13 protein-coding genes and 1 other annotated feature (1 of these 14 only partly in view) are annotated in these 13,709 nt (G+C 44.0%); of the genes, 12 read left to right on the top strand and 1 reads right to left on the bottom strand.

Annotated elements, in window-relative coordinates:
- Nucleotides 1-219: 219 nt before the first annotated feature.
- The 12 genes from kamA (at nucleotide 220) to QUF78_RS21385 (ending at nucleotide 13,246) form a co-directional block, all read left to right on the top strand.
- Nucleotides 220-1,656: a lysine 2,3-aminomutase gene (kamA, locus tag QUF78_RS21440; protein WP_289327379.1), complete on the top strand. Its 1,437-nt coding sequence runs from the start codon at nucleotides 220-222 to the stop codon at nucleotides 1,654-1,656.
- A gap of 2 nt (nucleotides 1,657-1,658) precedes the next feature.
- The gene (locus QUF78_RS21435) at nucleotides 1,659-1,925 is read left to right on the top strand and encodes a YokU family protein (RefSeq protein ID WP_289315114.1); all 267 of its coding nucleotides are present in this window, start codon (nucleotides 1,659-1,661) and stop codon (nucleotides 1,923-1,925) included.
- A 65-nt stretch (nucleotides 1,926-1,990) separates the two neighbouring features.
- Nucleotides 1,991-2,854 (top strand): putative beta-lysine N-acetyltransferase, encoded by an 864-nt coding sequence (ablB, locus tag QUF78_RS21430; RefSeq protein WP_289326241.1) that lies wholly within the window; start codon nucleotides 1,991-1,993, stop codon nucleotides 2,852-2,854.
- 13 nt (nucleotides 2,855-2,867) lie between these two features.
- On the top strand, nucleotides 2,868-3,098 hold the full coding sequence (locus tag QUF78_RS21425; RefSeq protein WP_289326240.1) for a ferredoxin: 231 nt from the start codon (nucleotides 2,868-2,870) through the stop codon (nucleotides 3,096-3,098).
- 80 nt (nucleotides 3,099-3,178) lie between these two features.
- A complete protein-coding gene (locus tag QUF78_RS21420; RefSeq protein ID WP_289326239.1) occupies nucleotides 3,179-4,546 on the top strand; it encodes an aspartate aminotransferase family protein in 1,368 nt (455 codons plus the stop codon).
- Nucleotides 4,547-4,556: 10 nt separating this feature from the next.
- The gene (locus QUF78_RS21415; RefSeq protein WP_289315117.1) at nucleotides 4,557-5,255 is read left to right on the top strand and encodes a CoA transferase subunit A; all 699 of its coding nucleotides are present in this window, start codon (nucleotides 4,557-4,559) and stop codon (nucleotides 5,253-5,255) included.
- Nucleotides 5,240-5,902 carry a 3-oxoacid CoA-transferase subunit B gene (locus QUF78_RS21410; RefSeq protein WP_289326238.1) on the top strand — a complete coding sequence of 221 codons (663 nt, stop codon included), beginning with the start codon at nucleotides 5,240-5,242 and terminating at the stop codon, nucleotides 5,900-5,902. Before QUF78_RS21415 ends, QUF78_RS21410 begins: the two co-directional genes overlap by 16 nt.
- 19 nt (nucleotides 5,903-5,921) lie before the next feature.
- On the top strand, nucleotides 5,922-7,103 hold the full coding sequence (locus QUF78_RS21405; protein WP_289326237.1) for a thiolase family protein: 1,182 nt from the start codon (nucleotides 5,922-5,924) through the stop codon (nucleotides 7,101-7,103).
- Nucleotides 7,104-7,114: 11 nt separating this feature from the next.
- Nucleotides 7,115-8,440, top strand: coding sequence for a peptidase (locus QUF78_RS21400; RefSeq protein WP_289326236.1), 1,326 nt, complete (start codon nucleotides 7,115-7,117; stop codon nucleotides 8,438-8,440).
- 160 nt (nucleotides 8,441-8,600) lie between these two features.
- Nucleotides 8,601-10,088, top strand: a complete 1,488-nt coding sequence (locus QUF78_RS21395) for an amino acid permease (RefSeq protein WP_289326235.1) — start codon at nucleotides 8,601-8,603, stop codon at nucleotides 10,086-10,088.
- Nucleotides 10,089-10,406: 318 nt separating this feature from the next.
- Nucleotides 10,407-11,765: an IS1182 family transposase gene (locus QUF78_RS21390; protein ID WP_289323635.1), complete on the top strand. Its 1,359-nt coding sequence runs from the start codon at nucleotides 10,407-10,409 to the stop codon at nucleotides 11,763-11,765.
- A gap of 824 nt (nucleotides 11,766-12,589) precedes the next feature.
- Nucleotides 12,590-13,246 (top strand): DUF7010 family protein, encoded by a 657-nt coding sequence (locus QUF78_RS21385; protein ID WP_289326234.1) that lies wholly within the window; start codon nucleotides 12,590-12,592, stop codon nucleotides 13,244-13,246.
- A gap of 38 nt (nucleotides 13,247-13,284) precedes the next feature.
- Here the strand turns inward: QUF78_RS21385 and QUF78_RS21380 are convergent, their stop codons facing one another.
- The gene (locus tag QUF78_RS21380) at nucleotides 13,285-13,560 is read right to left on the bottom strand and encodes a hypothetical protein (RefSeq protein WP_289326233.1); all 276 of its coding nucleotides are present in this window, start codon (nucleotides 13,558-13,560) and stop codon (nucleotides 13,285-13,287) included.
- Nucleotides 13,561-13,680: 120 nt separating this feature from the next.
- Nucleotides 13,681-13,709: a binding site (T-box leader), on the top strand (it continues 191 nt past the right edge of the window).

Raw genomic sequence — 13,709 nt, 5'->3', positions numbered from 1 at the left:
TTGAAGAGGGCTCTTGTGTAAAGAGACCCTCTTTTTTTTGTTTGGCGCAAAGAATCTGGCTGCAAAAAATTAGGCATAACGAAAAATTATTTGCGGTTTTAAGGTCGATTTGTCCCCCTTTTCTTATGTTTCCCTTGTTTTGAATGTTGGCATCAATCTTGCAAATGTATATAGATAAGTTCTTAGAATAAGGGGGCATATTAAATGAATTTGATGGGAATGGATGTAAAACATACAGAATACCTTGGTGGGCGCAGGCATTATAATGATATCGAACTTTGGAAGGACGTAACGGAAGAGCAGTGGAATGATTGGATCTGGCAATTGACCAATACGATTAAAACATTGGATGATCTGAAAAAGGTCGTCAACTTGACACCTGATGAAGAGGAAGGTGTCCGGATTTCGACTCAAACGATTCCATTGAACATTACGCCATATTATGCATCTTTGATGAATCCGGATGATCCTCGCTGTCCGATTCGTTTACAGTCGGTACCGCTTTCGGCAGAAATGAACAAAACCAGATATGATTTGGAGGATCCGCTGCATGAGGATGAGGATTCCCCTGTTCCAGGATTGACGCATCGTTATCCGGATCGCGTTCTATTCCTTGTAACGAACCAATGCTCCATGTACTGCAGGTATTGTACGCGCCGCCGTTTTTCAGGTCAGGTTGGCATGGGTGTTCCCAAAAAGCAGCTGGACGGGGCGATTGAATATATCCGGAATACTCCCGAAGTTAGGGACGTGCTGATTTCTGGAGGAGACGGCCTGTTGATCAATGATAAGATCCTTGAATATGTATTGAGTAACTTACGTGCCATCCCGCATGTGGAAATCATTCGGATCGGAACTCGTGCACCGGTCGTTTTCCCGCAGAGGATTACGGAAAATTTATGCAATATTCTGAAAAAGTATCATCCGATTTGGTTAAATACGCATTTCAATCATTCCCTTGAATTGACGGATGAAGCGAAAAAGGCATGCGATATGCTGTCGATGGCAGGCGTGCCGCTTGGTAATCAGGCTGTCATCCTGGCTGGCATCAACGATAGTGTCCATATCATGAAAAAGCTTATGCATGACTGTGTTAAAGCAAGGGTTAGGCCTTATTACATTTATCAATGTGATCTATCTGAAGGGATTGGCCATTTCCGGGCGCCGGTTTCAAAAGGACTGGAAATCATTGAAGCGCTTCGCGGCCATACATCAGGATATGCGGTGCCAACCTTTGTGGTGGATGCTCCTGGCGGTGGAGGAAAGATTGCCTTGACTCCGAATTACCTGCTTTCGCAAAGTCCGGATAAAGTCGTTTTACGGAACTTTGAAGGAGTGATCACTAGTTATCCGGAGCCGAAGAATTATGTTTCCGGCAGTGCGGATGCTTACTTTGATGAAGTGTATGGTACTGAGGATAGGAAAGAAGCCGTGGGGATTTCCGCTCTCATGACGGATGAGAAATTCAATTTGGTGCCAGAGGGCCTTCGCCGTCTTGACAAGAGAAAGGCGTATGAAACCACTGATGAACATGCATCATTGAAGGATCGCCGTGATAAACGGGATGAAATGAAGGAAAAATTAAGGTTAGCCCAAGAAAAAAAGAATGCCTTGGTCGGAAGCGGCTCGGTGAAATCTGAAGGCAAGGAGGAATGAAGATGGATTGCTTGTGGTGTAATGCCCCAAACGTAGAAGAAAGTGAAAAAAAGGATTGTTACTGGATCATGCCTGATGGGAAACGCTCTATAAGAGTCCTTCAAGTTCCAGCCTTGAACTGTCCGGAATGTGGAATCTATGTGTCTGATTCGATGAATCAAAAGGTGGACGAAGCCTTATCCATATATGATGTGAGTGAATACCCTGATGAGTTTACGTATGAGCAGCTTCTTCAGGCACCCGTCAAAAAATTATTCAATTGGAAATAGAATGCCGGGAGAAGCGGATGATATGCATCTCTTCTCCCGAATTCTTTAAATAAGGGGGTTACATAATGCCTGTTCAAAAGCTGCCTTTTTTCACCCAGATCGAGACTGGGGATTGTTATACCATGGAACTCTATCATGATCATGCCAATCAGCGCTTGCGCATGGATGATTATCGGGGAAATATCCAAAAAGCGATGGCCCGGGCGCTTGTCATCGCAAAGGAGCAGGGCTTTACTAAAGTGATACTTAAAGCTAGAAACGAAGATTTATCTGCGGCATTGGGACAAGGATACATGCTGGAAGGAATATTAAGCAGGTATTTCAACGGGAATGATGCCTATTGCATGGCTTTCTATTTAACGGATGAAAGGCGAACGAGCGACTTTTGGGTCAAGGAAGATAAAGTCATCCAAGATGTAAGTGAGATTCCCAGACTGATGGATATGCAGAAAATTCCTGAAAATTATATCCTCCGTTTTGCTACAGATGAAGATGCGCAAGAGCTGGCTAATTTATATGGTGAAATTTTTGAAACCTATCCTACACCGATGAATGATGAGCGATATATCAAGAAAGTGATGGAGGAAGGTACGATCTTCAGTGTTATCGAATATGAAGGATCCATTGTGAGTGCTGCATCCGCGGAAGTGAATGAGATGTATCATAATGCTGAATTGACGGACTGTGCAACGATTCCCCATCATCGAAAGCATGGTTTCATGAAGGTGCTAATCTCTGCATTGGAACAAGAATTGATCAGGAAAAACATTTATTGCTCTTATTCATTGGCGCGATCATTGTCGATGGGAATGAACGCCGTTTTTCATCAGCTTGGTTATGAATATGGCGGCAGATTAACGAAGAATTGCAATATTTGGGATAAGTATGAGGACATGAATATTTGGGGTAAAGATTTATCTTTCAAGTAGGAGGATTGTTTCTATGGCTAAATACACATGGGTTGATAAAGAAACCTGTATTGCCTGCGGGGCGTGCGGTTCAACAGGTCCTGAAATTTATGACTATGACGATCAAGGGATTGCTTTTGTGATCTTGGATGATAATCAGGGGATTGCCGAAGTTCCTGAAATCCTGCATGAGGACATGCAGGATGCTATGGAAGGCTGCCCTACAGAGTCAATCCTGATTCAGGATGAACCTTTTAGCTGGTAAACTAGGTTTTTTTAATCTGGGAAATTAGTTGATTAATAGAATGCTGCACAGTGGGTACGAACGTTAAAAGGAGAGATGACATGACACGCAATTATTTGATTAAGCCTACTTTAGATCATGACTATCCCACTATCTCTCATGGGAATGGAATTTATCTTTATGATACAGATGGAAAACAGTATATAGACGGATCATCAGGTGCTGTTACGGCAAGTATTGGCCATGGTGTAATAGACGTTGTCGATGCAATGACGGAGCAGGCCCGCAAAGTTTCTTTTGCATACAGGTCTCATTTTACGAGTGAAGCCGCAGAAGCATTAGCCAAAAAGCTAAGTGATTTGGCTCCAGGGGATTTGAATTGGTCATTTTTCGTGAATAGCGGATCCGAAGCGACCGAAACGGCGATGAAGATAGCGATTCAGCATTGGCAAGAAAAAGGATATGAGCGAAAAAATCGTATCGTCTCCAGATGGACGAGTTATCACGGGATTACGATGGGCGCTTTATCGATGTCAGGTCATGTACCGAGGAGAAAGCGTTTTGTTCCGCTATTGGAAGATTTCCCTAGCATTTCCGCTCCCTACTGTTATCGCTGTCCTTATAATAATGAATCTTCCGGCTGCAAGCTTCAGTGTGCTAATGAACTGGAAACAGCCATTCAAAGGGTCGGCTCCGAGAATATCGCAGCCTTCATCGCAGAGCCGATCATCGGGGCATCCGCTGGTGCTGTAACACCGCCGGATGGCTACTATCAAAGGATTAAGGAAATCTGCGAAAACTATGACATTCTTTTTATCGCCGATGAGGTAATGACGGGAATCGGACGGACAGGAAAAATGTTCGCGATGGAACATTGGGGAGTCGACCCGGATATCATCGCATTGGGTAAAGGAATGAGCGCCGGTTATACTCCAATGGCAGCCACAATGGTTAGTGACCGTGTCATGGAGCCCATTTTAAAAGGCTCGAATTCAATCATGGCTGGACACACATATAGTGCAAATCCTCTATCTGCAGCCGTTTCATTGGAAGTGCTTTCCTACATTGAGGGAAATGACCTGGTTCAGGCGGCTGAAGATAAAGGTCAATATCTGTTTAAGAAGCTGCAAGGGTTGGCTGGGAAATTCGACATAATTGGTGATGTACGGGGGAAAGGGCTTCTCCTCGGACTTGAGTTTGTCTCCAATCGGATTTCAAAAACGCCATTCGACTTGCAAATTGGCCTGACCACTAGGCTTGTCAATAAGGCTTTTGCGAAGGGATTGTTGATCTATCCTGCTGCGGGTGCGATTGAAGGAATCGCTGGTGATGCGGTTATCCTATCTCCGCCATTAATCATTACGAATGAAGAAATCGATCGCCTCGTCAAGATACTGGAAGCTTCCCTTGAAGAGTTGCAGCGTGAATTGCACTCGGAAGGCTTGATTGAGGACATGCAGGCTATTTAGGAGGAACGGTATGAAGCAGGTCATTACGAAGAAAAACAAAATTGTGACCCTGGAAGAAGCACTGGAGCATATTTCCGATGGATGCACGCTCATGTATGGCGGATTTGGCGGAGTGGGGACTCCCCCCACGCTCGTGCAGGGTATCCTGGCCAAAGGTGTTAAGGATTTGACCTTGATTGGCAATGATACTGGATTCCCTGATATCGGCATTGGCCGGCTTGTGACTGCTGAAAGGGCAAAGAAAGTCATCGCCTCACATATCGGATCCAATCCTAATGCAGGCAGGCTCATGACTGAAGGAAAGCTGCAAGTGGAGTTTTCACCGCAAGGGACATTAGCAGAACGGATTCGTGCTGGCGGTGTAGGCTTAGGCGGGATTTTTGTCGATGTCGGGATTGGCACGATAGCCGAAGAAGGCAAGAACAAGATGGTCATAGAAGGAAAAGAATATTTGGTGGAAACCGCGTTGACCGCTGAAGTCAGCATCGTCCATGCGAAAAAGGCAGATTCACTAGGGAATTTAGTGTACGACAAGACTGCATGCAATTTCAATCCGCTGGTAGCGATGGCAGGGGCCTTCACGATTGCGGAAGTGGAAGAAATCGTTCCTGCAGGCGAATTGGATCCGGAGTGTATTGCCACACCAGGCATTTATGTAGATATGGTGATTCCGACAAAAGGGGTGAATTGGAAATGGGCATGGCAGTAGATGTACGAAATCGCATCGCGAAACGCGCCGCCAAGGAAATCCATGACGGATTGATCGTCAATTTAGGCATCGGCATTCCTACCCTGGTGGCCGACCATATACCTCAAGATATCCATGTGCTGTTCCATGCGGAAAATGGCGTTCTCGGTACAGGTCCAAGTCCGGATCCGGGGAAAGAAGATCCTGCCCTCTGTAATGCGGGAGGGTTCCCGATCACCACTGTAATGGGCGCTTCATACTTTGACAGTGCAACTGCATTTGGAATGATCCGGAAAGGATACATCGACATCACCATCCTTGGAGCCTTGGAAGTCAGTGAAAAGGGGGACTTGGCGAATTGGATCGTCCCAGGTAAGCGAGTGCCAGGGATGGGTGGGGCGATGGAGCTTGCCCAGAAAGCCAAAAAGGTGATCGTCCTGATGAATCACGTGAATAAGCAGGGTGAATCGAAGATATTGAAGACCTGTACGCTTCCATTGACGGCAAGGCAAAGTGTGGATTTAATCATTACGGAGATGGCTGTCATGGAAGTTACGGAAGAGGGATTGGTGCTGAAGGAAGTCATGGCGCCATATACCGTTGATGATGTGATAAGGAATACAGAGGCGACATTGAAAATCCATGCTGCTGTCAACACCATTGAATAGGTAAGAGGAGGAAAAAAGCATGAATGAGGTTGTCATCGTTGCTGGAGCGCGAACTGCAGTTGGATCCTTTGGCAAATCACTACGGAATGTTAAAGCTATCGAATTGGGCCGTCAAGTATTGGAAGGTTTAATGGATAATTATGGGTTAGGTAAAGAAAAGGTAAATGAAGTGATTTTCGGACATGGCTATGTCCACGGAGGCGGACTTAACTCGGCCCGAATTTCGTCGCAGATGGCATGTTTCCCACACAGTGTCCCAGGCCACGTTGTAATCAAAGCATGTGGATCAGGTTTAAAGGCCATTACCAACGCCGCTTTAACTATCGCTGCTGGTCAAGAAGACGTAATCATTGCCGGCGGAGTGGAGAGCATGAGCAATGTGCCTTATATCGTGAAAAATAGATGGGGCGGTAAATTTGGAAACGTAACGATGGAGGATGCTCTGCTGGCAGATGGATTAATATGTTCCTTGGGAAATGAGCATATGGGAATAACTGCCGAGCGCTTGGCTGAAAAATACGGTATCCGTCGTGAAGAACAGGATCAATTTGCTTACCAAAGCCACAAGAAGGCTTGGAAAGCTATAGTAGAGGGTCGCTTTGATAGAGAAATTATTTCGCTTAAAATCAAAGATCGAAAAGGACTTCAAATCTTCAACCATGACGAAGGTGTACGCGAGGACATTCATCTAGATCAACTAGCCAGTCTTCCAGCAGTATTCAAAAATGAAGGAACCATTACGGCAGGAAATGCCTGTCCTATGAATGATGGAGCTGCAGCTGTACTATTAATGTCCAAGCAGCAAGCAGAAGAAAAGGGATTAAAACCGCTCTTGAAAATAAAGGCTTTCGCCAGTGCAGGAGTTGAACCTGGAGTTATGGGGATTGGACCCGTACCAGCGACTCGAAAGGCATTGGCAAAAGCAGGTCTATCGTTAGAGGATATTGGACTGATTGAACTTAATGAAGCCTTTGCTGCCCAAGCACTTGCAGTGATCAAGGAGTTAGATTTGAATCAGGATATTGTCAATGTCAATGGAGGGGCAATTGCACTTGGTCACCCTGTAGGAGCAACAGGTGCAAAATTGACAGTCACATTGATGCATGAAATGTTGCGTTCACAAGTTAAGTACGGAATGGTAACGTTGTGTATGGCAGGTGGAATGGGACTTTCAGTAATCTATGAGAATATGTGTATTTAAGGAGGATAAATGTGCCGGATATAAAAAAACGGATAAACCAATGGATCAAGGATCATCGGGAAGAAGGAACAGACCTATTGCAAAAAATGGTACAAGCCCCGAGTACGCAAGGAAATGAAGCCGGGGCACAGGCCATCGTCGCCGAAAAGCTGGAGGAAATGGGTTTGCAAATCGATAGTTGGGAACCTGACGGCGGCGAACTGAAGAAGCATTCTTATTTCCATTCTCCACGAAGTGATTTCTCCAACAGCCCTAATGTGGTGGGAATCATGAAAGGGACTGGAGGCGGCCGTTCCATCATTTTGAACGGGCACATCGATGTGGTTCCTGACGGTGACCGGGCACAATGGGACGACGATCCATATAGTGGAGCCATTAAGAATGGAAGAATGTTTGGACGTGGCGTAACCGATATGAAAGGGGGCAATGTGTCCCTGATCCTTGCCATGCAGGCATTGAAGGAAAATGGCATCCAATTAAAAGGAGATGTCATTTTTCAAAGTGTGATTGAAGAAGAAAGCGGCGGGGCCGGAACATTAGCAGCCGTCCTGAGGGGATATAAAGCTGATGCTGCCCTTATCCCTGAACCGACGAATATGAGGATTTTCCCGAAACAGCAGGGCTCGATGTGGTTCCGGGTCCATGTTAAAGGACGTTCAGCCCATGGCGGAACAAGGTATGAAGGCGTTAGTGCCATTGAAAAAAGCATGATCGTCATCAATCATATTCGGGCCTTGGAAGAGAAGCGAAATGCACGTATCAGTGACCCGCTTTATCAGAACACGCCTATTCCGATTCCAATCAATCTAGGTGTCATTGAAGGTGGCAATTGGCCGTCATCCGTTCCCGACCTTGTGAAAATCGAGGGGAGGATGGGCGTTGCGCCGGAGGAAACGATGGAGCAGGCGAAGGACGAAATGGCTGACTGGTTAGTGCAGCTGAAAGAAGTGGACGAATGGTTCAAGGAAAACCCGCCCGTATTGGAATGGTTTGGGGCACGCTGGGTTCCAGGAGCAATTGATGTAGAGCATGAACTGATGAATGCGCTTGTTCATCAATATCGGCGAGTTGCTGGACAGGACCCGGTCATTGAAGCCTCCCCGTGGGGAACGGATGGGGGATTGCTGACACATGTCGGTGAAACGCCCGCAATCGTATTCGGGCCTGGAGTAACCGAGGTTGCCCATTATCCAAATGAATACATCCTACTCGACAATGTGTTCTCGACAGCGGAGATCATTGCCCTTACTTTAATTCAATGGTGTGGAATGGAACAAGATCAGGATGAGGCTATTCCTGTAGGGAATAAGCTGACGATTCAAGGCAATGGCAATTAAACCGAATAGTAGACTAGCCAGTAAATATCAGGATTTTCCTTAACTGCAATAAAGTCTTCCACAAAACGATTGTGGGAGACTATTCATATCTGAAAATATCTCTTTTACTATTTCTTGAACTTTTAATATTAAAAGAAAATGAGGTAGGGACCATATGGACATGAATCTCATTAATAATCAAGAACCGACAGTTAAAAGGAATCTCAATGATAATCAAGAACCGACAGTTAAAAGGAATCTGAAAGCAAGGCATATGACCATGATAGCCATTGGCGGTTCAATAGGAACCGGATTATTCCTGGCAAGCGGGGCAACCATCCAGAGTGCAGGGCCCGGTGGTGCCCTCGCTGCATATGCCTGCATTGGAATCATGGTTTATTTCCTTATGACGAGCTTAGGGGAAATGGCAACATATATGCCTGTATCGGGCTCATTTTCCACCTATGCCACGCGCTTTGTAGATCCCGCATTCGGCTTTGCACTTGGCTGGAATTATTGGTTTAACTGGGCAGTCACCCTTGCCGTGGAAATAGCTGCAGCAGCCATCATCATGAAATTCTGGCTCCCTGATGTACCCAGCCTTATCTGGAGTGCATTATTTCTTGGAATCGTCTTCACCCTCAACGCCCTATCCATTAAAAGCTTTGGTGAATCTGAATATTGGTTTGCTTTAATAAAAGTCGTCGCCATCATTTTCTTTATCATTATTGGATTATTGACCATCTTAGGGGTTTTTGGCGGAAAGGTGATCGGGTTTGAAAACTTCACCATGGATGAGGCTCCATTCAAGGGAGGGTTTTTATCGATCATCAGCATCTTTCTAATAGCGGGATTTTCTTTTCAAGGCACGGAACTGGTTGGTATTGCTGCCGGAGAAAGTGAGGAACCCGAAAAAAATGTTCCGAATGCGATCCGCCAAGTATTTTGGCGCATCCTATTGTTTTACATCGGGGCTATCCTCATACTCGGCCTGTTAATTCCTTATACGAGCCCAAGTTTGCTGAACGGGGATGTGGAAAATATTTCTGTAAGCCCTTTCACACTTGTTTTTGAACGCGCAGGACTTGCATTCGCGGCATCCGTCATGAATGCTGTCGTGTTAACTTCCTTACTATCCGCAGGGAACTCGGGGCTTTATGCATCAACACGGATGTTATGGTCGATGGCAAAAGATAATCAAGCTCCCAAATTCCTCGGCAAGGTCAATCGCAGGGGAATCCCGATGAATGCTTTGCTCATCACGGCATTTATTGGGGGACTCGCCTTCTTGACCTCCATTTTTGGGGACCATGTATTTACATGGCTATTGAACGCATCGGGGCTAACCGGCTTTATCGCCTGGATTGGAATTGCCATAAGCCATTATCGCTTTAGACGTGCCTATGTTGCACAAGGTGGTGACTTAACCGAATTGAAATATAAAGCAAAATGGTTTCCATTCGGGCCGATTTTTTCATTCATCCTTTGCATGGTTGTCATAGCAGGACAAAACTATGAAGCATACCTAAGCGGCAGCATCGACTGGTATGGCGTCACTGTCTCCTATATCGGATTACCGATATTCCTGGCAATTTGGTTAGGTTACAAAATTTATCATAAAACCAAATTAATTTCATTGAAAGATTGCCAATTTGATAAAACCATTTAGCTGATAGGAATAGAAAAACCTGAGACCCCTTTGGGGACTCAGGTCAGACTGTAGACAAACTCGATGAAAATCGAGTTTGTCTATTTTTTATGAGTTGTACAATTTGGCCGTTGATTTTCCACTCCAGGCACTCGCTTTCCGCGGGCGGTCGGGGAGCCTCCTCGGCTTTCGCCTGCGGGGTCTCCCCTAGACGCGCTTTTCCCGCAGGAGTCTCGTACCTTCCGTTCCAATCAACTTTGTCTTACCTTTTAGATAAACACTTTTGCCTGGAGTCATTTTTGTTTTAAAATAGAAGTATTAAAACTTGAGGTGATGAGGATGCTTTCTAAACATGATTCTATTCAGCGAGATCAACTTGAAATGATTACGTTAGATCAACTGGTGCCACTGAACCATTTGGTTCGTAAAATGGAGGCTGCCATTGACTTCACTTTCATTTATGACTTGGTGAAAGAGATGTATTCAGAGGTAGGACGCCCAAGTATTGATCCAGTTATTTTAGTTAAACTGACATTCATTCAATATACCTTCGGTATTCGTTCCATGCGTAAAACGATTGAAGAAGTTGAAACCAATATGGCTTACCGTTGGTTCTTAGGCTATGGTTTCCATGATAAAGTACCTCATTTCTCTACGTTCGGGAAAAATTATGAGCGACGCTTTAAAGATACAGACCTGTTTGAACAGATTTTCTATCGCATTTTAATGACAGCTGCTAATAAAAAGTTAATAAGTGCTGAACACGTTTTCGTGGATTCCACACATGTGAAAGCCAGTGCGAATAAAAGGAAATTTGAAAAGAAAATCGTTCGTAAAGAAACACGAGCGTATCAAGGGCGTCTTCAAGAAGAAATCAATCAAGATCGTGAAAAACATGGAAAGAAGCCTTTTCCATCAGATAAATTTGATAAAGAAGAGACCAAAGAGATTAAAGAAAGTACAACGGATTCTGAGAGTGGCTACTATGTGAAAGATGAACGAACAAAACAGTTTGCCTATTCATTCCATGCGGCCGCAGACCGCAACGGTTTTGTATTGGGAACGATTGTAACACCTGGAAATATACATGACAGTCAGATCTTAGAGCCACTAGTTGAACAAGTGATTGAGAAAGTTGGAAAACCGGAAGCCGTTGCCGCAGATGCAGCTTATAAAACACCAGCGATTACAAGCTACCTATTTAACAAAGAAATCATACCGGCTTTACCTTATACACGTCCTCGCACCAAAGAAGGATTTTTCCGCAAACAGGACTATGTATACGATGAACATTTTGATTGTTACCTTTGTCCTTCGGGAGAGCTATTAAAGTACTCAACAACCAATAAAGAGGGCTATCGCGAGTATAAATCACCCAAACACACTTGTGCGACATGCTCATTTTTATCTCAGTGTACAGAAAGCAAAGACCATCAAAAAGTGGTGACACGGCATATTTGGCAAACACATGTGGAAGAAGCAGATCATCTGCGTCATCATCAAGATGTAAAAACTATATATGCGAAACGTAAAGAAACGATTGAGCGTGTATTCGCAGATGCAAAAGAAAAGCATGGTATGCGTTGGACAACTTTAAGGGGACTTAAAAAATTGTCGATGCAGGCGATGCTTACTTTCGCTGCCATTAATTTAAAGAAGATGGCCAATTGGACATGGCGAGGTCCAAAAATGGCCTAACATAGTGGGCTCGTAGAGCCCCAATCTCCTAACTTCAGGCAAAAATTCAAAGGGAATCTCAAAAAGGGGTTCGGAATTTTTTAATTCCGAACCCCTTTTGTCTACAAACTGACCTGAGACCCCTTTGGGGACTCAGGTTTTTCTATAGTCAACTTAGTTAATTAAGAAAATGCTAAATTAGACGCGATATTGTATGAACCCAGTTATATCTCCGAAAGTAGGAATATATCGACGAAAATCCAGTTATATCTCCGAAAATAGGAATATATCGGCGTAAATCCAGTTATATCTCCGAAAGTAGGAATATATCGACGAAAATCCAGTTATATCTCCGAAAATAGGAATATATCGGCGTAAACCCAGTTATATCTCCGAGAGTAGGAATATATCGACGAAAATCCAGTTATATCTCCGAAAGTAGGAATATATCGGCGTAAACCCAGTTATATCTCCGAAAGTAGGAATATATCGACGAAAATCCAGTTATATCTCCGAAAGTAGGAATATATCGACGAAAATCCAGTTATATCTCCGAAAGTAAGAATATATCGACGAAAACCCAGTTATATCTCCGAAAATAGAAATATATCGACGAAAAGGGCAATTATCTCATTATGGCGGTAAGTAGACATATTCTCTTAGGTCCCCGATAAAAACGGTCGTTTTATTTGCTGCCAGCCCATTCAATGTTGGCTGAAGGTGAAGTGGCACCATAATAGTCAATGCTTTGGCATTTTTGCAGTTTGGTCTGCCTGGCTTAAGACCGTGATGATGAATAATCGGGGAGTGAGCGCAATACTATTACTCTATGTACGATATTACCTGTGGATGAAAGGAAACTGATGATGCAAACCTCAAGACTCATATCGAAAGAGGCGTTTCGCGGTTCTGGAATTGGCGTCATTTTCATGGCATTATTCGGCACGTTGTGGGCAGGTACCGGTGTAATGGGATTGCAAGGGTGGGGGTTTCCTTACGTGGAACTTGCTGCCATATTCGTAGGAATCATAATGGTTATAGAGGGCATTTCCTTAATATATACATCACAAAAAATGCCCGATCAAGTTTCAGAAAATGGGGCTAGGCGTTTGAAACGTATGAATTTCTGGTTTAATATCGTTTTCATTGCCGAAGGTTTACTGATTGGGATTGCCATCGCCATCTGTAATATGATCAATCAGACCGATCTTATTCCTGGAGTCATCGCCATTATTGTAGGGATTCATTTTTTACCTTTGGCGGCGCTTTTTCAAATCAAGATCTACTATGCAACAGGAGTGCTTCTCTGTTTATTGGCGCTTATCACATTACTTATTGTGCCAGACACCGTCATGTTTGGGGAGCATCAAATCCTTGCACCGTTATCCTTGCTTGGCTTTGGATGCGCGCTAATTCTTTGGACCACTGGACTGACATTATTGCTTAGTGTAAAGAATCCAAGGGAAGCGAAAGAGGAAGATTCACACAATGAAAATAAATAGGAAACATACAAAAACCCGCCGTGGCGAACGGGTTTTGATTAATTTTTCATCCAGGTTAATAGCCTGACAATTTGAAATGGTTCATTCCAAACCAGAATGAAACTTAAAAGAAAGAAGGCAGCCACAGCCAGAAACTTCGTCTTTCCTTTTTCGCTTTTTAACATGGCCCCGAAACTAAATAACATACCAATAAGTAACGCACCGAATCCTGAGACCATTAGAAGCTCGAAGGATTTTGGTAAAAAAAAGGCGCAGCAAAATGATACGGCACCAATCACAGCAAATAGGAAAGACCAATTGCTTAAACTTTTCATGACGACTCCTTTTTACTAATTATACCAATTTAGTGTTTATAATGAAATTAAAAAATTTGAGGTTGTCACTTATGGGAATATATTGTAATATATATAACAATATAAAAATCCATTTACATTTTAGAAGCATTGATAAGGACATGAATCAT

It is taken from the genome of Peribacillus sp. ACCC06369 (assembly GCF_030348945.1).
Classification (GTDB): domain Bacteria; phylum Bacillota; class Bacilli; order Bacillales; family DSM-1321; genus Peribacillus.
Note: the sequence above shows the minus strand (reverse complement) of the source record. Positions and strands in the feature narration are given on the sequence as shown.

What these genes read in the sequence shown, in the direction of transcription:
- kamA (WP_289327379.1), top strand. Translation starts at nt 220, where the DNA reads ATGGATGTAAAACATACAGAATACCTTGGTGGGCGCAGGCATTATAAT.
- QUF78_RS21435 (WP_289315114.1), top strand. Translation starts at nt 1,659, where the DNA reads ATGGATTGCTTGTGGTGTAATGCCCCAAACGTAGAAGAAAGTGAAAAA.
- ablB (WP_289326241.1), top strand. Translation starts at nt 1,991, where the DNA reads ATGCCTGTTCAAAAGCTGCCTTTTTTCACCCAGATCGAGACTGGGGAT.
- QUF78_RS21425 (WP_289326240.1), top strand. Translation starts at nt 2,868, where the DNA reads ATGGCTAAATACACATGGGTTGATAAAGAAACCTGTATTGCCTGCGGG.
- QUF78_RS21420 (WP_289326239.1), top strand. Translation starts at nt 3,179, where the DNA reads ATGACACGCAATTATTTGATTAAGCCTACTTTAGATCATGACTATCCC.
- QUF78_RS21415 (WP_289315117.1), top strand. Translation starts at nt 4,557, where the DNA reads ATGAAGCAGGTCATTACGAAGAAAAACAAAATTGTGACCCTGGAAGAA.
- QUF78_RS21410 (WP_289326238.1), top strand. Translation starts at nt 5,240, where the DNA reads ATGGGCATGGCAGTAGATGTACGAAATCGCATCGCGAAACGCGCCGCC.
- QUF78_RS21405 (WP_289326237.1), top strand. Translation starts at nt 5,922, where the DNA reads ATGAATGAGGTTGTCATCGTTGCTGGAGCGCGAACTGCAGTTGGATCC.
- QUF78_RS21395 (WP_289326235.1), top strand. Translation starts at nt 8,601, where the DNA reads ATGAATCTCATTAATAATCAAGAACCGACAGTTAAAAGGAATCTCAAT.
- QUF78_RS21390 (WP_289323635.1), top strand. Translation starts at nt 10,407, where the DNA reads ATGCTTTCTAAACATGATTCTATTCAGCGAGATCAACTTGAAATGATT.
- QUF78_RS21380 (WP_289326233.1), bottom strand. Translation starts at nt 13,560, where the DNA reads ATGAAAAGTTTAAGCAATTGGTCTTTCCTATTTGCTGTGATTGGTGCC.